This window comes from Dactylosporangium sp. CA-233914 (assembly GCF_050942935.1).
Lineage (GTDB): Bacteria > Actinomycetota > Actinomycetes > Mycobacteriales > Micromonosporaceae > Dactylosporangium.
Map to the genome: position 1 here is coordinate 8,547,292 of NZ_CP192030.1, position 19,880 is coordinate 8,567,171.

18 protein-coding genes and 2 riboswitches are annotated in these 19,880 nt (G+C 73.6%); of the genes, 5 read left to right on the top strand and 13 right to left on the bottom strand.

The window, feature by feature from the left end:
- The 4 genes from ACQPY0_RS38160 to ACQPY0_RS38175 all read right to left on the bottom strand — a co-directional run bounded on the left by ACQPY0_RS38160 (nucleotide 1) and on the right by ACQPY0_RS38175 (nucleotide 3,851).
- The gene (locus ACQPY0_RS38160; protein WP_432972201.1) at nucleotides 1-846 is read right to left on the bottom strand and encodes a hypothetical protein; all 846 of its coding nucleotides are present in this window, start codon (nucleotides 844-846) and stop codon (nucleotides 1-3) included.
- Nucleotides 843-2,225, bottom strand: coding sequence for a cell wall anchor protein (locus ACQPY0_RS38165; protein WP_432972204.1), 1,383 nt, complete (start codon nucleotides 2,223-2,225; stop codon nucleotides 843-845). The genes ACQPY0_RS38160 and ACQPY0_RS38165 overlap by 4 nt, the downstream gene beginning before the upstream one ends.
- Before the next feature lie 67 nt (nucleotides 2,226-2,292).
- Nucleotides 2,293-2,769 (bottom strand): hypothetical protein, encoded by a 477-nt coding sequence (locus tag ACQPY0_RS38170; protein WP_432972207.1) that lies wholly within the window; start codon nucleotides 2,767-2,769, stop codon nucleotides 2,293-2,295.
- Nucleotides 2,770-2,795: 26 nt separating this feature from the next.
- Nucleotides 2,796-3,851, bottom strand: a complete 1,056-nt coding sequence (locus ACQPY0_RS38175; protein ID WP_432972210.1) for a peptidase — start codon at nucleotides 3,849-3,851, stop codon at nucleotides 2,796-2,798.
- Nucleotides 3,852-3,939: 88 nt separating this feature from the next.
- A riboswitch (cobalamin riboswitch) is annotated at nucleotides 3,940-4,088 on the bottom strand.
- An 89-nt stretch (nucleotides 4,089-4,177) separates the two neighbouring features.
- Nucleotides 4,178-4,339, top strand: a riboswitch (cobalamin riboswitch).
- 189 nt (nucleotides 4,340-4,528) lie between these two features.
- Between ACQPY0_RS38175 and ACQPY0_RS38180 the strand changes: the two genes are divergently transcribed.
- Nucleotides 4,529-5,569: an alpha/beta hydrolase gene (locus ACQPY0_RS38180; protein WP_432972213.1), complete on the top strand. Its 1,041-nt coding sequence runs from the start codon at nucleotides 4,529-4,531 to the stop codon at nucleotides 5,567-5,569.
- A gap of 139 nt (nucleotides 5,570-5,708) precedes the next feature.
- Here the strand turns inward: ACQPY0_RS38180 and ACQPY0_RS38185 are convergent, their stop codons facing one another.
- Nucleotides 5,709-6,263, bottom strand: a complete 555-nt coding sequence (locus ACQPY0_RS38185) for an SMI1/KNR4 family protein (RefSeq protein WP_432972216.1) — start codon at nucleotides 6,261-6,263, stop codon at nucleotides 5,709-5,711.
- Between the two features lie 692 nt (nucleotides 6,264-6,955).
- On the opposite strand from ACQPY0_RS38185, the gene ACQPY0_RS38190 reads away from it, so the two are divergent.
- A complete protein-coding gene (locus ACQPY0_RS38190; RefSeq protein ID WP_432972219.1) occupies nucleotides 6,956-7,168 on the top strand; it encodes a hypothetical protein in 213 nt (70 codons plus the stop codon).
- A 344-nt stretch (nucleotides 7,169-7,512) separates the two neighbouring features.
- Here ACQPY0_RS38190 and ACQPY0_RS38195 read toward each other — a convergent pair whose 3' ends face one another.
- Nucleotides 7,513-8,625 carry an FAD-dependent oxidoreductase gene (locus tag ACQPY0_RS38195; RefSeq protein ID WP_432972222.1) on the bottom strand — a complete coding sequence of 371 codons (1,113 nt, stop codon included), beginning with the start codon at nucleotides 8,623-8,625 and terminating at the stop codon, nucleotides 7,513-7,515.
- Nucleotides 8,626-8,701: 76 nt separating this feature from the next.
- On the opposite strand from ACQPY0_RS38195, the gene ACQPY0_RS38200 reads away from it, so the two are divergent.
- The 3 genes from ACQPY0_RS38200 (at nucleotide 8,702) to ACQPY0_RS38210 (ending at nucleotide 10,165) form a co-directional block, all read left to right on the top strand.
- Nucleotides 8,702-9,328, top strand: a complete 627-nt coding sequence (locus tag ACQPY0_RS38200; RefSeq protein ID WP_432972225.1) for a TetR/AcrR family transcriptional regulator — start codon at nucleotides 8,702-8,704, stop codon at nucleotides 9,326-9,328.
- 70 nt (nucleotides 9,329-9,398) lie between these two features.
- On the top strand, nucleotides 9,399-9,980 hold the full coding sequence (locus tag ACQPY0_RS38205) for a pyridoxamine 5'-phosphate oxidase family protein (protein ID WP_432972228.1): 582 nt from the start codon (nucleotides 9,399-9,401) through the stop codon (nucleotides 9,978-9,980).
- Nucleotides 9,977-10,165, top strand: a complete 189-nt coding sequence (locus ACQPY0_RS38210) for an antitoxin (RefSeq protein ID WP_432972231.1) — start codon at nucleotides 9,977-9,979, stop codon at nucleotides 10,163-10,165. The genes ACQPY0_RS38205 and ACQPY0_RS38210 overlap by 4 nt, the downstream gene beginning before the upstream one ends.
- A gap of 48 nt (nucleotides 10,166-10,213) precedes the next feature.
- On the opposite strand, the gene ACQPY0_RS38215 is transcribed toward ACQPY0_RS38210, so the two are convergent.
- The 7 genes from ACQPY0_RS38215 to ACQPY0_RS38245 are packed head-to-tail and all read right to left on the bottom strand — an operon-like array spanning nucleotide 10,214 to nucleotide 19,616.
- On the bottom strand, nucleotides 10,214-12,133 hold the full coding sequence (locus ACQPY0_RS38215) for a response regulator (RefSeq protein ID WP_432972234.1): 1,920 nt from the start codon (nucleotides 12,131-12,133) through the stop codon (nucleotides 10,214-10,216).
- Nucleotides 12,115-13,191, bottom strand: a complete 1,077-nt coding sequence (gene cheB / locus ACQPY0_RS38220) for a chemotaxis-specific protein-glutamate methyltransferase CheB (RefSeq protein WP_432972237.1) — start codon at nucleotides 13,189-13,191, stop codon at nucleotides 12,115-12,117. The genes ACQPY0_RS38215 and cheB overlap by 19 nt, the downstream gene beginning before the upstream one ends.
- Nucleotides 13,188-15,440, bottom strand: coding sequence for a hybrid sensor histidine kinase/response regulator (locus ACQPY0_RS38225; RefSeq protein ID WP_432972240.1), 2,253 nt, complete (start codon nucleotides 15,438-15,440; stop codon nucleotides 13,188-13,190). Before ACQPY0_RS38225 ends, cheB begins: the two co-directional genes overlap by 4 nt.
- Entirely contained in the window at nucleotides 15,437-16,912 is a 1,476-nt protein-coding gene (locus ACQPY0_RS38230; protein WP_432972243.1) for a HAMP domain-containing methyl-accepting chemotaxis protein, read from the bottom strand. The genes ACQPY0_RS38225 and ACQPY0_RS38230 overlap by 4 nt, the downstream gene beginning before the upstream one ends.
- Before the next feature lie 6 nt (nucleotides 16,913-16,918).
- Nucleotides 16,919-17,794, bottom strand: coding sequence for a chemotaxis protein CheW (locus ACQPY0_RS38235; protein ID WP_432972246.1), 876 nt, complete (start codon nucleotides 17,792-17,794; stop codon nucleotides 16,919-16,921).
- Nucleotides 17,791-19,143, bottom strand: coding sequence for a CheR family methyltransferase (locus tag ACQPY0_RS38240; RefSeq protein WP_432972249.1), 1,353 nt, complete (start codon nucleotides 19,141-19,143; stop codon nucleotides 17,791-17,793). Before ACQPY0_RS38240 ends, ACQPY0_RS38235 begins: the two co-directional genes overlap by 4 nt.
- Nucleotides 19,144-19,175: 32 nt before the next feature.
- Nucleotides 19,176-19,616, bottom strand: a complete 441-nt coding sequence (locus ACQPY0_RS38245) for a chemotaxis protein CheW (protein WP_432972252.1) — start codon at nucleotides 19,614-19,616, stop codon at nucleotides 19,176-19,178.
- Between the last annotated feature and the right edge of the window lie 264 nt (nucleotides 19,617-19,880).

Below are 19,880 nucleotides of genomic sequence, written 5' to 3' on the forward strand. Positions count from 1 at the left end.
TCAGGAGTCCCTCGCCTGGCGGCGCCGCCAGGCGACCACCCCGGCGGCGGCCGCGAGCACCACGAGGACGGCCACGCCCGCGAGCGTGCCGATCGGCACGCCGGACGCCGTTCGGGTCGCTTCGACGTCCGCCGTCGGCGCCGTGCTGGACGGCATCCAGGTCGTGGACGGTTCGTCGCTCGCCGTGGCTGACGGGTTCGGCACCGGTGATCCGGCCGCGTCGGCCGCGGCCGGCGCGGACGTGCTCGCCGGAGCCGTGCTCGGGGTGGGCGCGGTGGTGCCCGGGGCTGCGGCGGTGGTGCGGGCTGCACCGGGGGCCGGCTGGCCGGTGGCGGGCGGTGGTGTTGGCGGGGCCGGTCGGGACGGTGCAGCGCCGGGTTTCGGTGCGGTGCCTCCGGTGTGGTTCTTGGAGAATGACCAGCCGTCGAAGCTGCCCTGGGGTGGGGTGCGGTTCTTGACGCCCCTGTCGCTGTACGTCCATGAGCCGCCGTTCGCGGCGTACCAGTACGACCAGTACGCCGTCGCCGGTGGGGTGTCGACGCACGGCTCGGTCGCCGCGGTCGGCTTGCCCTCGATGCGGCAGATGAACGCCAGGCCCCACCGGTTGGTGCCGGCGACGGTGAACCCGGCGTTCTGCAGCACGGTCAGACCGCTGCCCTGCGCGCCGGGCGCGCAGCGGATGACCACGCCGCCGCCGAGCTCGTGGAAGTCGACGACGACGGTGACCCCGGTGGCATCGGGGCAATACCCGGCGGTGCCGGCCGCGGCGGCCGGGGCCGGCACCGCGACCGCGGCGGTGGCCGCGACGAGCACGGCGGCCGCCGCCCGAACGAGCCGGACGCTCATGGTGTCCGGGGTCGCCGCGCGACGACGAGCAGCACCGCGCCGACGCCCATGAGCACGGCCGCGAGGGCGGCGATGCGCACAATCGGGTCGCCCGTGATCGGCAGGGCGCCGCCGGGCGTCGTGGGCGCGGCCGTGGTCGGCGACGCGCTCGCGGAGGCCGACGCGGAGGCGCTGGCCGATGCGCTGGCGGAGTCGCTCGCCGACGGGCTGGCGGACGCGGATCGGGACGGCGACGCCGAAGCCGACGCGGACGGCGGGGCGGAGGCCGAGGGCGACCCGGCGGTCGGCTGGCCGATGTCGCCGAGGGGGACCTGGGCGAGGGCGAGGAGGGCCTGGGCCGTGGCGCGGCGCCACTGATCACGCACCATGTCGTCGATCGAGCCGGTGGCAAACGCGTCCGCGCTGTACGCGAGTGCACCCTGGTCGGCGCTGCCGGCCAGTTGGAGCCCGGCGACCCAGGCGGCCGCCTTGTCGGCCTCGCCGGTCGCACCGGCGGCGGCGAGGGCCTGACCGGCGAGGCCGGTGCTGTTGCTGTTGGCGACGGCCGGCAGGTTCGGGTCCGGCTGCTGCGGGCCGTTGCGGAACGACCCGTCGGCGGCCTGCTTCGTCTTGAGCCAGGCGACGCCCTTCGCCGCCGCGCCGGCCGCGCCAGGGGCGAGACCGGCGGCCAGGAGCGCCTGGACAGCCAGCGCGGTCGAGTCGACGTCGGGGACACCGTCGTCGGCACAGGCGGCGCCGCCCGGGTCGGGGTTGAGCCGGAACCCGCCGGCCGGGCACTGCTGGCGGATCAGGAAGGCGACCGTGTCGTCCGGGGCGCCGCCGGAGCGGGTCAGGCCGAGCACGGCGAGGGACTGGTCGAAGGTGTTGCTCGCGTCGCCGCCGTAGATCTCGGGGGTGGTGTCGCGGACCCGGCCCTCGTGCGGGCCGCTGGTGGCGATGAGGGCGCGGGTCTGGGCGTCGAGGTCGAGGCCGCCGAAGTGCTTCGGGTCCCGGCCGGCGGCGACGGCGGCGACGAGGAGTTTCGCGGTGGAGCCGGCGTCGGTGATCCGGTCGAGGTCGCCGTCGGAGTCGTAGTCGATCTCGTAGTAGCTGAACGTGGCCGCGTTCGCCGCGACCCGGTCGGTGACGGTGTTCGCGGTGGCCGGGGCGACACCGGTCGCGCGCAGGGCGAGGAGAGCGTCGATGGTCAGGCCGATGTCGGGCATGCCGAAGTTGGTCAGCACCCCATCCTCGAGCTGCGTGGTGAGCCACGTCGCAGCGTCGCGACCCGCGGCCTGGTGGGCGAGGCTCGGGGCGGCGAGCGCGGTCGCGGCGGCGACGCCGGTCACGGCGAGGGCGGCGAGCGCGGCGGCGGCGGCGCGGTACGGGCGGGGGCGCATGCGGGGGACCTTCCGGAGGCGACCTGGCGCGGTGCCACGCAGGCGTGACACCGCGCCGGGTCGAGGGTCAGGGGGCGGTGATCGAGGGCTGCTGGCCGGAGCCGAAACGCCAGCCTTCGACGGTGCCGATCGCCGGGTTGTACGAGGAGGCGCCGAGTGTGCTGTAGGTCCAGGCGCCGCCTGGGGTGGCGTGCCAGTACGACCAGTACGCCGACGCGGGCGGGGTGTTCACGCACGGCTCGGTCGCCGCGGTCGGCTGGCCGTTGATCCGGCACACCAACGCCAGGCCCCAGCGTTGGGTGCCGGTGACGGTGAACCCGGACCCGGTCAGCGCGGCCACTCCGGTGGCCGGGTCGCCGGCGTAGCAGCCGGTGACCACGCCGCCGCCGAGCGACCCGAAGTCAACCACCACCGATACGCCCGTGCCCGGCGAGCAGGCCGACGCGTTGGCAGCGAGGGGCGCCGGTTCGGCCAGGACGAGCGCGCCGGTGGCGACGAGGGCGGCTGCGGCGGTGGACATGGCGCGGCGCAGGGTGGACGTCATCGTTCCTCCACTGTGGACGGCGGTGGTCATGGGCAGGCCAGTACGGGCGCGGCGGGCTTCGATCCGGCGGCGGACAGCGTGGCCAGACCGCCGCCGGTCAGGCCAGGAACCGCCTGTGCAGTGGCCCGGACCGCCGTCGCCGGGTCGAAGCCGGCCGAGGTGTAGGCGATCGCGCCACGGTTGGTGGCCGGGCCGGCGCAGCGCACCTGCAGCGTGAGCAGGAAGCTGCGGGCCTTCAGCCACACCAGGGGGCGGCCGGCCGCGGCGAGGGCCTGCGCGGCCAGGCCGGTGCTGTTGGCGTTCACGGTGCCGGAGCCGTCGGCGAACGAGCCGTCGGCGTGCTGGACCGAGATCAGCCAGGCGATCGCAGGCGCAGCGTCGCTGGGCCGATGTGCGGCGAGCAGGGCCTGCACGGCGAGGGCGGTGGCGTCGACGTCGCTGACGCAGGCCGGCTGGCCGAAATAGAGCGGGTACCCGCCGTCGGCGCAGCGCGCGCCGGCCAGGTACGCCGCGCCCGACGCGGGCGCCCCGCCAGCTGTGCGGCTGAGGGTGATCAGGGCGAGGGCCTGGGTGAACTGGTTGCTGTAGTCGCCGAACGCTGAGCGGTCGGAGAACCGGCCCGACGCGCTCTGCAGGCCGCGGAGCCGGGCGATGAGGTCGACGCCGCCGAACGCGGCCGGGTTGCCGCCGCGGACCTGTACGGCGAGGGCGAGCTTGGCGGTGGCCCCGGCGTACGCCTCGGTGCCGTCGCCGATGTACCCGGTCAGGATCTCCGGGCGGGCGAGCCAGGCGGTGGCCTTGGCGGCGTTGGTGTCGGCGACCTTCGCCGCGGCGAACGCGAAGATCCCGTCGATCGTCAGGCCCTGGTCGGGGTAGGCGACGCCGTCGAAGACGACCTCGAACCGTTCGCCGTCGACGAGTTGGCGGGCCAGCCACCCGGCGGCGGCGTCGGGCCGGTTGACCGTGGGCGGGGCGGTCGCCGCGGCCGGGCCGGCCTCGACGCTGAGCAGGACGGTGGACAGGGCGAGCGCGGCGAGCACCCCGGTGATCAGGGTGCGTGCGCGGTGCCGGCGGACAGCCATCGGGCGGTGCCTCTCCGGCCCTGGCAGTCGAGAGAAACCGGGCACGCCCGGTGGCTCCGACCCGTGGGCCACGACGGGTAGGGAGGTGCAGAAACCACGCGCGAAGACGGGTATTCGGGCTCACGACCAACACGTCGGTGTTCGTCGTCTACCGTTGCGGGCCAGCGCCGGACTTCAACCGGACTTCCCCCATCAACGCACGGCTATGCAGTTGTGACCGTCAGTCTGTCGATAGGTCGCGGCGGCGTCAATCCCCGGCGGCAGGTTGTGGCGTTCGCGACATGCCGATACGACATCTGGTGTTTCGCCTTCTCGATGACTCTCATATGCGGTGTTGCCGCGCCTGGTTCGCTCACCCTTGCCAGGGGTGGGCGTAGCAAGAGGGAACCCGGTGGAAGTCCGGGACTGCCCCGCAGCGGTGAGTGGGAACGAAAGCCGTCAACGAAGCACTGGACCATACCGGCACCGGCCGGCGGCCTGATGTCGCGGCCTGGTGGCGTCGGCCCCTGCGCGCCCGAGGTGTTGGTCAACGGGCGACGAGGGTGAGACGCGATCCCCACAGTGGCGTGCTGGTTGGCGTCGACGTGCACACCCCTGCCGGTCGAGCTTTCGTGACGTTCCGCAGGGCGGTCCGATTCGCTGTACGGCGAGCAGGGCGCACCGTATCGTCCCGGCGCATGGACCTGGTGACCCAACCCCGACTTCGCGAGATCATCGAACAGGTCACGCCGCTGCTGGATGATGGCCGGGCTCCCGCCGAGCGGCAGCCCCCGGCCGACCCGGTCGCCCGTGACCTGTGGTTCGCCGAGATCGCTCGGCTGCGGGAGATCCAGCACACGCGGCTGTTTGACCTGGGCGTGTTCGGGACCACCCCTCCGATGTTCGAGGGCGTCGACGTGTCGGAGGTACGCATCCCGGTCACCGGTTCGTGCGGTTGGTCGGGCTGCGCGCAGTGTTCGGCCAGGTCGATCGCGGCGATCGTGTACCGCCCGGACGGCGCGACCGATGTGCCGGCCTATCTGCACTTCCACGGTGGCGGCTTCTGGGTCAATGGCGGGGTCAAGGTGCTGCGAGCCGGCGGCGCTGTGCACGCCGAGCGCGCTCGTGAACTCGGGGTCGTCGTCGTCGACGTCGACTATCGGATGTCACCGGATCACAAATTTCCGATCCCGGTCGAGGACTGCTACGCAGCTCTGACCTGGGTCGCCGCCCAAGCTGGGGAGCTCGGCGTCGACGCGAACCGGATCGCGGTCGGCGGCGGCAGCGCCGGCGGTAACCTGGCGGCGGCGGTCGCGCTGATGAGCCGAGACCGGGGCGAGACGCCACTGCGTGGACAGGTGCTCAATATTCCGGTCACCGACAGCAGCTGCGACAGCGAGTCCCTGCGCCTCTTCGCTGAGGGATACGTCATGACTCGCCAGAACGCCATCGAGATGTGGGATATGTACCTGGCCTCACCGGCCGACGCGTACGAACCGTACGCGTCTCCCATGCACGCGCGTGACCTCCGCGGCCTTCCCCCGGCCCTGGTCGTACTCGGCGACTACGACGTCCTGCGGGACGAGGGCATGGCCTACGCTCGCCGCCTGGCCGACGACGGCGTCACGGTGACCGTGCGTCGGCTGCCCCAGTGCCACGGCGCGGCGCTGCCCGAGAACGGCCCCGAGACCGAGCGCCTCACTGACGAGTTCCTGCGTGCAAACCTGCTGCGCGCATAGCAGTCTCGGTGCTGCAGATCGGATGCTGGTCCCGGGAAGGACTGTCTGTGGGTAGCGATTACTTCAAGTGATGTATGAACGGGCGATCGAGGCGGGCGAGTCGCTCGAGGTTCTGTGGGACGAGAACCGAATGCCGGCGTCAGTCCCAGTCCAACTCGCCGTCGGCGGTGACGATCGGGCGCAGGTCGCCGATCGGTGTGCCGTGCCGCAACGCGTCGAGCAACTCGGCAACGAACGCCGTCAGGCTCGGATGGTAGGGGCCGAGCAGTTCTTCGCCGGTCTCGTGATCCCAGTACAGGACGCGGCCGGGCGTGTCGGGACCGTGGTCCACGACATGGTGTGCCCCGCACCAGTCCGACGTTACGGGGATCCAGGTACGCCTCCACCAGTGGTAGTCGGGCATCTCCAGCCGCGACTTGTCATTGATTTTGATGAGCATGTGCGCGGTCTTCGCGATCGCGTCGGCGCTGAGCATGCTGTGGAGCGGCCCGAGGGTGAAGGCCCCGTCCTGATCGCCCGCACCGTTGTGCCATTGCAGCAGCGTGACCACCTCGGGCAGGAGCCGGAAACCGACCGCGGCCTCCAATCGCGCGATGTCCTCATCGGTGGCCGGCGGGGCAAGCTGGGCGGCCGTGGCCGGCGCATGCCGGCGCAGCCAGGCCTCCACCTCAACCAGCAGGGCGTCGAGCGTCACCCCTCCATGATCACCCCGCGCCGGTGCCCGACGGCGCCGAATCGGCACAGCCGACCGCGCACTCGACGCTCGCCGCCACCGCCGATGCTCAAAGCGTGCCTCAACGGCGGACGGTGACAACCGAGTGCATCAAACGGGTCGCGCTCGTAAACTCTTCGGGGACAGCCCAAATCTATTGCCCTTCCTCCTGAAATTTGAAATGCTCTTTGTTTTTTACTTTTGGCTTGGACCTGATGGCTGCCGTGAGTCCCGGCCGCGATCGGAATCATGATCCCCGATCATTGCAGCCAGCACTCTTACGGATGCAAGCTGAAACCAAGAGCCGAAAACATTTAAATTTGAGGGAGGAAAAGCAATAGATTTGAGCGATTTCCAAGAGTCTACGAGCGCGACCCGTTTGATGCACTCGATGGTCGCCGTCCGCGGTTGAGGAACGGTTCAAGAAACCGCGCCGGCTGCGGTTCGCGGAAATCGGCTACTTGTTTCACTTGATGTACGACCCAGCCCGGCCAGGCTGGGTCGAGGTGACCAGCGGGTGGCTCTCATCATCGGCTGTCCACAGCATATGGGTGTGACTCTCATTTGGCCTGCGCCCGCTGGTCACCGTGGCCGGGAGTGGCTCAAGAGGGGTATGCCCAGCTCGAAGTGGCGTTGCCCTCCTCGCCGATCGTCCACAGTGCGGCCACGCGCGGATGCTTGCCACGGGCCGCCGGTTCTCCGACCGGACATGGGCGGTGGAGGGCTGCGCCGGGATCGGCCGGCACGTCGCCCAGCGTCTGGTCGCCGACGGCGAGACCGTCATCGACGTGCCGGCCAAGCTGTCCGCCCGGGTGCGGGCGTTCGGCACCGGGCAGGGTCGCAAGACCGACCCGGTCGACGCCCATAGCGTCGCTGTAGCAAGTTGAAGTCCCTGCCCGCCGATCGCAGCGGCTGGCCGCTACGAGGCGCTCTGTCGTGACGTACCCTATGTGCGCGGACTCGACCGGCGCGGTCAGCACGAGATCAGCTGGATCGAGTGGAAGACGGCCGCGGACTGGGCATCGCACGGCCTGTGGCCCGGCGCGGTCGGTGAAGCCCTGGCCGCCTGGCGACGGATCGCCGAGCAGCCTCAGGTCCGTGCCTGCTGCGGCTGCCGCCCCGGGCGCTGCCGCACTGACCGCGCCGGCCGCCGCGGCTCCGTCAAGCCGGCGCACCCTGGCCGTCGACCGGCCGTGGTGGGATCGGGGAATCCCGCTTCGCAACGCGGCCGCTACGCGGCTGCTGCCGGGCGGCGGCTCAGCACTCGGGCCGTCGCGTTGCGGGCGGCCAAGCCGAGGCGGGTCTTGGGGACCACCAGGGCGGCCGCGCGGCCGGCGTGGCGGATCTTCGCGTCCGTCAGTGCCCGGTGGGTTGCCTCGTAGCGGCGCAGCCCCGCGGCGACGTCGGAGCCGGCGGTGGCGAGGCTGGAGGCCAGGGTGTGGGCGCCCGCCATCGCCAGGCTCGAGCCCTCGCCGAACAGGGAGACGCACGACGCGGCGTCGCCGAGCAGGGTGACGCGGCCGTGGGTCCAGGTCGGCAGGGCGACTCGGCTGACGCTGTCGAAGTACAGGTCGGCTTCGGGCAGCCGCTCCAGCAGCTCCGGCACCCGCCAGCCCGCCCCGGCGTAGGCCCGCGTGACGATCGCCCGGTGCCGCTCGGCGTCGCGGTGATCCAGGCCGGGGATCGCCGGGCCGCGGAAGATGAAGGCCACCAGCGCCTTGCCGCTCGACGGGTGGAGCGAGACCAGGCGGCCCGGCTCGTTGTACATCAGCACGTTGCGCGGATCGTCGGCCGCCGAGCCCAGCGGCAGGGTCGCGACCCACACGCCCAGGTGGCCGACCAGCTCGGACTCGGGGCCGAACTCGAGGCGGCGGACCGCCGAGTGCAGGCCGTCGGCGCCGACGACCAAGTCGAAGCGCTGCGGGGTGGCGCAGTCGAAGACCACGTCCACGCCGGAGGCGTCCGGGGTCATCGCGACGATCGAGTCGTCGTAGCGGAAGTCGGCGTGGGAGCTCGCGGCGCGGTGCAGCACCGCGGCCAGGTCGGCGCGCGGGATCTCCAGCGCGTCCGGCGAGGTCTGCATGGGCAGGCGGGCGATCGCGCGGCCGGCGGTGTCGACGACGCGCACGCCGTCGGCGTGCGTGGCGCGCTCGCGAAGCACCGGCAGCACGCCCATGTCGCGGGCGACCGGCCAGGCCGGGCCGCGCACGTCGACGGGGTTGCCGCTGGAGCGCTGCCCGGCGGAGCGCTCCACGACGGTGACCCGCCAGCCGTGCCGCGCGAGCCAGTAGGCGGCGGTGGTGCCGGCCACGCCGGCGCCGGAGATGAGGACCGAAGGCGTCATGCACTCCACGGTATCCGCACTCAGTGCAAGTTTGCAATGAGTGCCAATTAACATCGAGTGCGATATGCTGTACGGCATGTCGTTGCGGGAGATCAAGCGCGCCCGGACCCGCCAGGCCCTCGTCAGCGCGGCCGTGGAGCTGTTCGAGCGCAACGGATACGAGCAGACGACCATCGCCGACATCGCCGCCGCGGCGGAGATCGGGACGCGGACCTTCTTCGGATACTTCGCCAGCAAGGAGGACCTGCTCTTCCCGGAGACCGACGGGCGCCTGCGGGCCGCCGTGGAGGCGATCGAGCACCGCGGGCCGCACGACACGCCCGCACAGGTGTTGCTGCGGGCCCTGAGCCTGGTCGGCGCGGCCAGCGACGACCTGACCGGCCGGCTCGGGGCGCTGCGGCTGCGGTTCATCCAGGAGATCCCGGCCGTGCGCGGGCGCAGCCTGCAGCTGCAGCTGGACATGCAGCAGGAGCTCGCCCGGCGCCTCGCCGCCGCGTTCCCCGGCGAGCTGGACGTGGTGACGGCAGCGGCGCTGGTCGGGGCGTTCGTCGGCGCGGTCACCAGTGCGCTGCAGGCGCTGCTCGGCGACGGGCCCGCGCCGGACCCGGCCGCGGTACAGCGGGCCGTCGAGCGCGCCACCGCGGTGGCGCTGCGCCCCTGGCTCGCACACGATGTGCGACAGGCGGGGGCCGGGAACGTGTGACGCTGCTGCGATGGGAGGCGTTGACGCAGTCATCGGGCATCAGGCAGCCGGCTCGGCCGGGGAGCGACTCATGCAGAAGCGGGCGGGGACCGTCGAACGGGCCGAGCGCTTCTACCGCCAGCAGGTCCTGCCGGCGCTGAACGAGCGGATGATCGAGTTCGTCGGGCGGCAGGAGATGATGTTCGTCTCGACCGCGGACGCGCTGGGCAACTGCGACTGCACGTTGCGGGCCGGGCCGCCCGGGTTCGTGGCCGTGCTGGCGCCGGGGCGGCTGGCGTGGCCGGAGTACCGCGGCAACGGCGTCATGGCCAGCGTGGGCAACCTGGTCGAGAACCCCAACGTCGGGCTGCTGTTCGTGGACTTCTTCCGCGACGTGATCGGCCTGCACGTCAACGGCCACGCGACCGTCGCACCGGACGAGCAGATGCGCCGGGACTTCCCGCACCTGCCGGTCGACCCGGTGCCGGGGCGGCGGGCGGAGCGCTGGGTGAACGTGTACGTCGAGGAGGCCTACATCCACTGCGCCAAGCACATCCCGCACCTGCGGAAGGTCAGCGCCGAGGAGCGCGCCTGGGGCACCGACGACGTCAGGCGCAAGGGTGGCGACTTCTTCGGTGTGGCGGCGGACGGGTTGGGTAGGGTGGCACGATGAACAGCTTCTTCGACAAGGTCAAGAAACTCGCGGACGAGCACGACGAGAAGGTCGACGAGGCTCTGGAGAAGGCCGGTGACTTCGCCGACGACAAGACCGGCGGGAAGTACAGCGAGCACATCGACAAGGGCGTCGACATGGCCGCCGAGCACACCGGCGAGGGCGACACCCGCAGCTCCTCCTGACCCGTCAGGGCCTCGGCAACCGGATCGCCGAGGCCCTGACGAGGCTTTTCACACGGCGAGGGTGAACGAGAACGTGGCGCCGCGGCCGGGCTCGCTCTCGGCCCAGACGCGGCCGCCGTGGCGGTCGATGATGCGCTGGACCGTCGTCAGGCCGATGCCGGTGCCCGGGTAGTCGGCGGTGTCGTGGAGGCGGCCGAACGGGCGGAACAGCTCCTCGGCGCGCTCGGCCGGGAAGCCGGCGCCGTTGTCGCGGACGAAGAACGCCGGGCCGTCGCAGCCGATGTCGATGGCCGGGTTCAGGGTGCGTGACGTGAACTTCCAGGCGTTGCCGACGAGGTTGGTGTAGACGGCACGGACCAGTTCGCCGTCGCAGGCGGCGGACATGCGCGCGGTGACCGTGACGCGGACCCTGCGGTCGGGGTCGCGCTGGCGCAGCTCCTCCACGACGTCCTCGGCGAGGGCGGTGAGGTCGACGGTGCCGCGGCGGATCTGGCCGCGGTTGGCCTGGGCCAGCTGCAGCAGGCTCTCGATGAGGGCGTTCATCCGGGTGGCGGCGGCGTGGATGCGGCCCAGGTGCCGGGCGGTCTCGCCGTCGGCGTCCTCCGCGAGCAGCTCGCTGTAGCTGAGGATCGACTGCAGCGGCGAGCGCAGGTCGTGCGAGACCGAGCCGCTGAACGCCTCCAGCTCCCGGTTGCGCCACTCCAGCTCCTCGACCAGCTCGGCGCGGGCCTCGGCGAAGCGGCGGGCGGCGCGCTCCTCGGCCGCCTCCATCTCGCGGCGCATGAGCTCGTCGCGGATGCGGCGGTTCTGCTCGTGCAGGTGCTGGCGGCGCAGGTGGGCGCGGACGTGGGCGCGCAGGGTGCCGGTGCCGTCGGCGCGGCGCACGTAGTCGTCGGCGCCCGCGGCGAGGGACTCCAGCAGTACGTCGTCGTGGCCGACGATGATGATCGGCATGTCGAGCAGGCCCGGCACGGCCCGGATGCGCTCGCACAGCTCGCGGCCGTCGATCTCGGGCAGGTGCAGGTCGATGACGGTACAGTCGGCGGGCTGCACGGCGAGCATCGCGAGGGCGTCGTCGGCGCAGCGGGCCAGCACCGCCTCGTAGCCGTCCTCGTGCATGAAGCCGATCATCGACTCCAGGTACTGGCTGTCGGCGTCCACCACCAGCACCCGGGCCGGCCGCGCGCCACCGGCGTCGGGCAGCGGCAGCGCGGCGGCGCTCTTGCGCAGCACCGCGGTGAGCTTGGCCAGCACCACGGCCAGGTTCTCCTGCTTGCGCACGAACGCGTCCGCGCCCGCCTCCAGGATCTGCAGCTCGGTGGTGTAGTCGTCGGAGGCGGTCAGCAGCAGGCACGGCACGTTGCGCAGGTTCGCGTCGAGCCGCACGCGGCGGATGACGGTGGCTCCGTCGATGCCGGGCAGCACCCCGTCGACGATGATCGCGTCCGGCGGGCGGGCCCCGGCCAGGCGCAGCCCCTCCTCGCCGCTGGCCGCGGCCGTCACCTCGTAGCCGCCGTCGAGCAGATGCTGGCGCAGCAGCTCGCGGAAGGTACGGCTGTCGTCGATGACGAGCACGTGCCTGCGGTCGCCGTCGGCGGGGGCGTGGCGCAGCAGGTCCCGGGCGCGGGCGACAACCACGGCGGCGTCGTAGGGCTTGCCGACGTAGTCGTCGGCGCCGGTACGCAGGCCGCGCAGCCGCTCGTGGACCTCGGCCTCGGTGGACAGCAGCAGCACCACCGCGCTGCCGTGGCGGGGGTGGGCCCGCAGGCGGCGCAGCAGATCGACGCCGTCGCCGTCGGGCAGGCGCACGTCGAGGACGGCGACGTCGAACTGCTCGGACTCGAAGGCCGCCAGCGCGTCGCCGAGCCCGCGGCACAGCACGGTGCGGAAGCCGCCGTCCTCGAACGCCTCGCCCAGGTCCATGCGGACGGTGAGGCTGTCGTCGACGATCAGGACGGTATTCGCCACGCGACCCTCCCCTCGCCCGATCCGGTCGCCGCCGCGCCGGCCATCGCCGCGAGGCGGGCGCCGATCTGCTCCGGGGGCAGGCTCTCCTCGGCGGCGCCGAGCGCGGCGGCCTCCCGCGGCATGCCGTACACCACGCAGCTCGCCGCGTCCTGCGCGAACGTGACCGCCCCGGCCCGGCGCATCGCCAGCAGCCCGCCGGCGCCGTCGCGCCCCATCCCGGTGAGCAGGCAGCCGGCCGCCTGCCGCCCGAGGTCCGCGGCGGCCGACTCGAACAGCGTGTCGACCGACGGGCGGCACGAGTGCCGCGGCGGCGCGGCGGACAGGTGCAGGTGCCCGCCGCGCATCAGCAGGTGCAGGTCCGGCGGGGCCATCGTGACCCGGCCGCCGAGCGACGACAGGGCCTCGCCGCCGCGCGCGTACCCGACCAGGTGCCCGGTCTGCTCGGCGAGCCACCCGGTGAACGCCTGCGCGAAGGACTCGTTGGCCGCCAGGTGCTGCACGTACAGCACCGGCACCGCGAACCCGGGCGGCAGGGCGCGCAGCAGCCGGACGATCGCGCCGGGGCCGCCGGTGGACGCGCCGACGACGACCGCCCGGATCGCGGCCGCGGCCGGCGCCGCCACGGCGGCCGGGGCGGGCGGCGGGACCGGCAGGCGCCGGGTGACCACCCGGATGCGGGAGACGACCTTGACCGCGGTACGCAGCCGCTGCGCCCAGGTGTCGTCGGATGCGTCGCCGCGCGGCTTCTCCAGCACGTCGACGGCGCCGGCGGCGAGGGCGTCGTACGTGGTGAACAGCTCCCGCCGGTCCGCCGAGCAGACCACCAGGATCGGCGTCGGGGCGAGCGCCATGATCTGCTCGGTGGCCGCCAGCCCGGTCATCACCGGCAGCACCACGTCCATCGTGATGACGTCGGGGCGCAGCCGCCGGCACAGCTCGACCGCCTCCGCGCCGTCGGTCGCCTCGCCCACGATCTCGAAGCCCGCCGCGGGTGTCAGGGCCTCGCGCAGGCACTGCCGTACCGTGGCGGAATCCTCGACGATGAGCACCCTGATCATGCCGGCGGCCCCGCCAGGTCGCGGATGTGGCCGAGCAGCCGCTCCTGATCGAACTCGTTCTTGACCATGTAGGCGGCCGCGCCCGCCGCGAGCCCGCGACGGCGGTCCTCGGCCGAGGCGCGCGAGCTGACCAGGATCGCGGGCACGTCGCGCTGCTGCGGGTCGGCCCGGGTCAGCTCGACGAACGCGAACCCGTCCAGGCCGGGCATGTCGATGTCGACCAGGAAGAGGGCGTACTGTCGCTGCCTGGCCCGCTCCAGCGCCTCCTCGGCGGACGCGGCGAGCTCGACGCGGTAGCCGGCCGATTCCAGGATGCTGCGCTCCAGCATGCGGGTGGTGAGCGAGTCGTCGACGACGAGGATCGGGGCCGGCTCGGGCCGCGGCTCGTCCGGCCCGGCCGCGGGCGGCCCGGGGGCGGCACCGGTGCCCGCGAACGCGGCGAGCCCGGCCGGGTCCAGAACGATCCGCGGGTTGCCCTCCGCGTCGAGCGAGACGCCGCTGACGACCGCCGCGGCCGGGGCGAGGTCCGGCAGCGGCCGTACGACCAGCGTCGAGGTGCCCAGCAGCCGGTCGGCGCCGACGGCGAAGACCCGCTCCCCGACGCTCAGCACCACCGCGACCCCGCGCCCGCTGCCGTCGCCGGCCGTGGCCCCGCTGTCCGCGAGCACCCGGGCGAGCGGCAGGAACGGCAGCACCCGCCCGTCGTGGGCGAGCGCGCCGGCCGCGGTCGCGGCGGCCGCCTCGACCGCGGGCAGCAGCACGCAGGTGCGCACCGCGTCCAGCGGCAGCGCGGCCAGGACCCCGCCGGCCCGCACCGCCAGGCCGGACAGTGACACCAGCGCGAGCGGCACGACGAGCTCGACGGTGGTGCCGCGGCCCGGCTCGGTGCTCAACGACACCTCGCCGCCGAGGCGCTCGGCGACGTCGCGCACGGCGTCGAGGCCGATGCCGCGGCCGGAGACGCCGGTGACCTGCTCGGAGGTGGAGATTCCGCCGTGCATGAGCAGGCGCATCAGCTCGCGCACGTCGGCCTCGGCGCCGGATCGCAGCAGGCCGCGGCGCTCGGCCTGACGGCGAACCGCGTCGAGGTCGAAGCCGCGGCCGTCGTCGCGGCAGCGGAACGCGGCGAACCGCCCCCGGCGGCGCACGTCGATGCTGACGCGGCCCTGCGGCTCCTTGCCGGCGGCGACGCGCTCGGCCTCGGGCTCCACGCCGTGGCTGACCGCGTTGCGGACCACGTGGAGCAGGGCGTTGCCGGCCTGGGCGAGCACGTGCGGGTCGAGGCGCAGGTCGCCACCGCGGCTGTCGAACAGCACCGACTTGCCCTCGGCGCCGGCCACGTCGTACACGGCCCGGTGCAGGGTGCTCAGCACGGTGGCGGCGGGAACGAGCCGCAGCCGCTCGGCACGGCCGCGGATGTCGTCGAGCTCGCGCTGGACCTGCTCGACGGTCTCGGCGAGGCGACGGCCGAGCGCGGTGAGATCGGCGGCCAGCGCGCCGGCCAGGGCGGCACCGCGGTCACCGGCTCCAAAGCCGCTCACGCCCAGTTCCCATCCACCGCCCGCGCCGGCTCCCGGGCCGCTCAGGCCCGCGCCCACACCCCGTTTCCGCCCACCGCCTGCGCCGGCTCCCGGGCCGCTCACGCTCGCGCCGATGTCTCGTTCCCAGCCGCCGCCCGCGCCGGCGAGGGCCGCGGCGCGCAGCCGCTCGGCGAGACCCTCGGCGGTGCGCCTTGCCCGTTCGAGCGTGGCCAGCTGGCTGCGCAGCGGCGCGAACCTCGCGTGCGCCTCGTCGACGGCCTCCAGCAGTTCGTCCACGTCGGCTCCCGCGCCGCGCTCGGGCTCCGGCGTCGCGGTGGCCGCCGTTGCCGCGGCCGGCGTGGCCGCCACCGCGTCCGGCACCTCGGATTTTTCGCTCACATCAGATTGGCCGGGCGCCGACAGTGCGGTGACCATCGCGGACATCGCGTCGGTCAGCGACAGCAGCTCGCCGACGACGGGCGGGGGGACCGGCGAGGCGGCGTCGCGGAAGGGTACGAGGATCTCCTCCAGAGCGTGGGCCGCGTCGGCGAGGTCACCCTGGCGCACCACGCGGGCGGCCCCCTTGAGGGTGTGGGCGTGGCGCAGCAACCGGGCGACGGGCTCCGGATCGTCGCCGGCCTGCAGGTCGAGTACGCCCTGACCGAGCTGGTCGACGAGCTCGCGGGCCTCGATCCGGAAGTACCGCAGCGGGTCCTTCGCCTCGCTCATGTCGACGTGTCCGCCGAGACCAGGCGCAGCAGGGTGGTGGACAGGCCGGTCAGGTGCGCGGCGGTCTGCCGGGTCTGCACGGCGCTCGTCTCACTTTCCTGGGTCACCCGTGCGGTGTCGGTGACCGCCACGTTGACCTGCTCGACGGCCGTCGTCTGCTGCTTGGTCGACAGCTCGATCTCGCGGGCCGACTCGGTCGTCGACGCGACGAGGTCGGCGATCTGCTGGAACGAGTCGGTGACCGCGTTGAACTGCCGGGTGCCGGCGTCGACCGCCTTGGCCCCGGTCTCGGTGGCCATGACGGTGGTGTTGACCGCCCCGCGCACGTCCTCGATGAGCGCGCGGATCTCCTTGGCGCTTCCGGCGGTACGGTCGGCGAGCTTGCGGATCTCGTCGGCCACCACCGCGAAGCGGCGCCCCCACTCCCCCGCCCCCGAGGCCTCGATGGTCGCGTTGATGGCCAGGATGTTCGTCTGCTCGGCCAGCTCCGACACCAGCTCGACCACCCCGCCGATCTGCTGCGAACGCTGCCCGAGCTCGAGCATGTGCTGCACGATGAGGTCGACCTGCCGGCGGATCGCGGCGATGGACGCGCGGGCCTCCTCGATCGTCGAGTCCCCCGCGCCGGCCGCGGCCGCGGTCTCCTCGGCGATCTTCGCGACCCGCTGCGCGCCCTCGGCGATCTGCCGGGAGGTGATGAGCAGCTCCTCGATCGTCGTGGTGATCTCACTCATCGCGGTGGCCTGCTCCCGCGCCCCGGTGGCCTGCTGCCCGGCGGAGGCCTCCAGCTGCGCCGACGAACTGCGGATGTGCCCGACGGTACCGGCGACCTGACGGGTCAGGGCCCGGCTGAGCGTGAGCCCGCTGACGATGCCGAACCCGACGGAGAGCACCGCGATCGAGACCACGACGACGATGGATACCGTGGCCCGCCGCGAAGCCGCGTCCTGCGACGTGTGCAGGTCCCGGTCGAGCAGCGTGACGAGCGCGGTGATCCTGCGGTCGAGGGCATCGCGCTGCGGCACGACGTCGCTCTCGAACGCCGAGCTGACCGCGTCGAGGTTCGCCCCCGGGGCATCGCGCCGGGAGATGACCGATTGCAGCACCTCCTGGTGGCGCTGCTCACCCGCCGCCGCCTGGTCGAGCAGGTCCCGCTCCTCGGTGGTGTCCAGCACCTCGCGAATCCGCTCGGCCGCGGCGCTGAACTGGGCCCGGGCGGCGGTGATCTGCTGGGCGTACCGCTGGTCGCCGGTGAGCAGGTACGCCCGCGCCGCACTGCTCTTGGCCTCGACGGCGACCCGCAGCTCCTGGGCGGCCGCGAGCCCCTTGACGCCGACGTCGATGACCTGGTCCTTGCCGGCGACCACCGTGTTGAGCGCCCAGACGGTGACCGCCCCGGTGACGAGCGTCAACACCGCCGTGACGATGAACCCGAAGCCCAGCCGCTGCCCATACGTCCACTGTCGTGCCATCTACACTTACCTATCGGTAGTCGAGGTTGAAGCAATGCCGTGCCCGGCCGAGCCGCCGCTTCGCGAAACGGCATCCGGCGGGAACGCTGCTTGCGCGGCCGCAGCGCTGACCAACGGGACGGGGTCCGGTCCGGCCGCGACACCGGTCGGCGCGGTCGCGACACCGAACGGTTGCGCGGCATCCGGCCCGGTCACGGGCGTCGGTGGCGGCGCGGCCGAACGCCCGGCCGCGGCCTCGATGGCGGTCCGCACCGCCGGCACGTCGATGATCGGCCGGGCGCCGTCGGGCAGCGGCACGATCCCGCGCAGGCAGCCGTGCGGCCCGTGCCCCTCGGTCTCCTCGACGAGCCCCTCACTGGGGATCCGCAGGTGCCCGTCGAGCGCCTCGAACGCCAGGGCCACCGGCGGCGACCCGGCGGCGAGCACGAGCCACCGCGGCAGGTCGTCCCCGGCGGGCGTACCCCGCGTTCCCAGCACCGCGGCCAGGTCGTAGACGGGCACGATCGCCCCGCGGAAGCCCGCGACCCCGAGCAGCGCGCCGAGCGGCCCCGGCAACCGGGTCACCGGCCGGTCCGGGAAGAGCCCGGCGGCCTGGCGCAGCCGCAGCGCGTACCGCACCCCACCGGCCCGGATCGCGAGCAGATCGTCGTGCCCGGCGACCTCGGTACGCGGCGGATCAGCGAACGAGCGATCGAACTCCGCGCGCAGCCCCGCCAACTGCCGCGCCAGCCGATCCTCAGGCGGCGTCCCTTGGGGCCCGGCGCCCTCGACACCGCCCACGTGCAACTCGGCTTGCGGTGGCGCGCCGGCTGCGACACGGCCGTGGACAGCCTCCTGCGGCTCCTCGGGCGGCGGGCCGGGCGGCGCGGTCGGGGCGCTCACGAGACGGCCGCCAGTTCGGCCCGGCAGAGGGCGATCAGCGCCGTGCGCCCGAACCCGCCCCCGAACAGCGCGATCCGCTCATCGGTCTCCTCGCGCAGCAGGCGCACGGCCCGGTCGAGCTCCTCCTCCGCGCTGCGCCGATCCCCGGCCCGCCGCGCCAGCAGGCCAAGCCGCAGTCGCGGCATCGCGAACCCGGCGTCGAGCTGCGAGGCGATCCGATGGTGCCGCCGGGCCTCATCGTGGCGCTCGTCGCCTTCGTAGCAGTCGGCGAGCAGCTGGTGGGCGTCGGCGAAGAGCGCGTCGCGCTCCAGCAGGCGCCGGCACAGGTCCGCGGCCCGGCCGGTGTCGCCGAGGTGGGCCAGCAGGCACCCGCGCAGCAGCCACGTCTCGGGGCGGTCGGCCTCGGCGCCCGTAATCGAGTCGAGCGCCCGCAGCCCCTCGGCGAAGCGCTCCTCCCCCAGCAGCCGCAGGGCCCGCTCCCGGGGGCGCGGGCGGACGTCGGCCACCGGCTCGGCCGTGCGCGCCGGGGCCGTTTCGCGCTCGTAGTAGAACGCCCCGTGCGAATGGTGCACGGTCAGTCCCGCCGGCCGCCGCCCGAGCGTGTCGGTGTGCCCGAGGAACAGGAAGCCGCCGGGCGCCAGCGCGCGCGTGATGCGCTCGACCACCGCGGCGGCCGTGTCGGGCGTGAGGTACATGAGCAGATTGCGGCAGAACACGATGTCGTACGCCCCGTACGCGAACAACACCGGATCGTCCCGCGCCACGTTGTGCTCCACGAATCGCACCCGGCCCCGCAGCCGTGAGTCGATCTCGACGCCGTCGGCGGCCGGCCGGAACCACCGCTGGCGCGCGCTCTCGGGTGCCTCGCGCAGCGACCACAGCGAGTAGCGCCCGGCCATCGCCTTGCGCAGCGCCCCGCGGTTCACGTCGAGCCCGACGATCCCGACTTCCCACGCCTCGGGGACCTGAGCGGCCGTGACCATCGCCAGGCTGTACGCCTCCTCGCCGGTCGAGCATCCGACGGAGAGCAGCGCGAGGCGCCGCCGGTCCCCGGCGGCCCGGATCCGGGCCGGCAGTGCCACCTCGGCGAGCGCCCGGAACTGCTCGACATTGCGGAAGAAGTAGGTCTCGTTGACCGTCAGCGCCTCGGCCAGCGCCGACAGTTCGGCGCTCCAGGCGCTGGCGAGCCGGTCGAGGTACCCGCGATCGGTGAGCCCGTGCTGCGTGGCCCGCTGCTGCAGGATCTCGGCGAGCAGCGCGTCCTTCTTGTCGTCGAAGGCCATCCCGAGCCGCTCGGCGAGCAGTCGCCGCAGCCGCTCGACGAGCGCCCCGCCATCACGCGGCGGCACGAAGCTCACCCACGCCCGCCGACGCCCCGAGGTCACGCGACGGCACGGAAGCCACCTCCGAGCCCGTCCAGCAGGTGGCCGGCGTGCTCGAGGGCCACCTCCGGGCGCAGGAAGAGCAGCGGCTGCCCGTCGAGCACGCCGACCGCCTCGACCAGCGCCCCACCGCCCGGTGGCGCTCCGTTCGACGGCGGGGCGATCGCCCGCACCCCGACCACGGCGCCGGTGGCGAAGGCGACGACCCCGCCCGGCGTCTGAACCGTGATGAATCGGACCGGCTCGGCCCCGGGATCGCCGAGCAGCGCCGCGGTGTCGACGACCGGCACCGCGGCGCCCCGGATGACGGCAACCCCGAGCACGACGCCCCCGCCGGCGGCGAGGGGTTGCACGGGCAGCGGCCGTACGGTCTCGACGACGTCGGCGAGCGGCAGCGCGCACAGCACCCGGCCCACACCGAAGATCAGCTGGTCGCGCATCGCCGTCCCCCCGCCCCGCCGTTGATCACCGCGCTGGGCACAGGATATGTCGCCGGACGCGGCTGATGATCGCTTTACGCCAACCGCCGCCACACGAGCCGCGGCGCGTGCGGCGAGCACCAGGCACAAACGACGAGCAGCAGGCGCACATGGCGATCAGAAACGGTCGAAGTGGCCCGAAGGCGGCCGCGGAACGGCACCGGGGGAAGCGTCACGGCAAGGCGCCGGCGGAGACCCGAAGCGGACGCGGGCGACCCGAGTGCC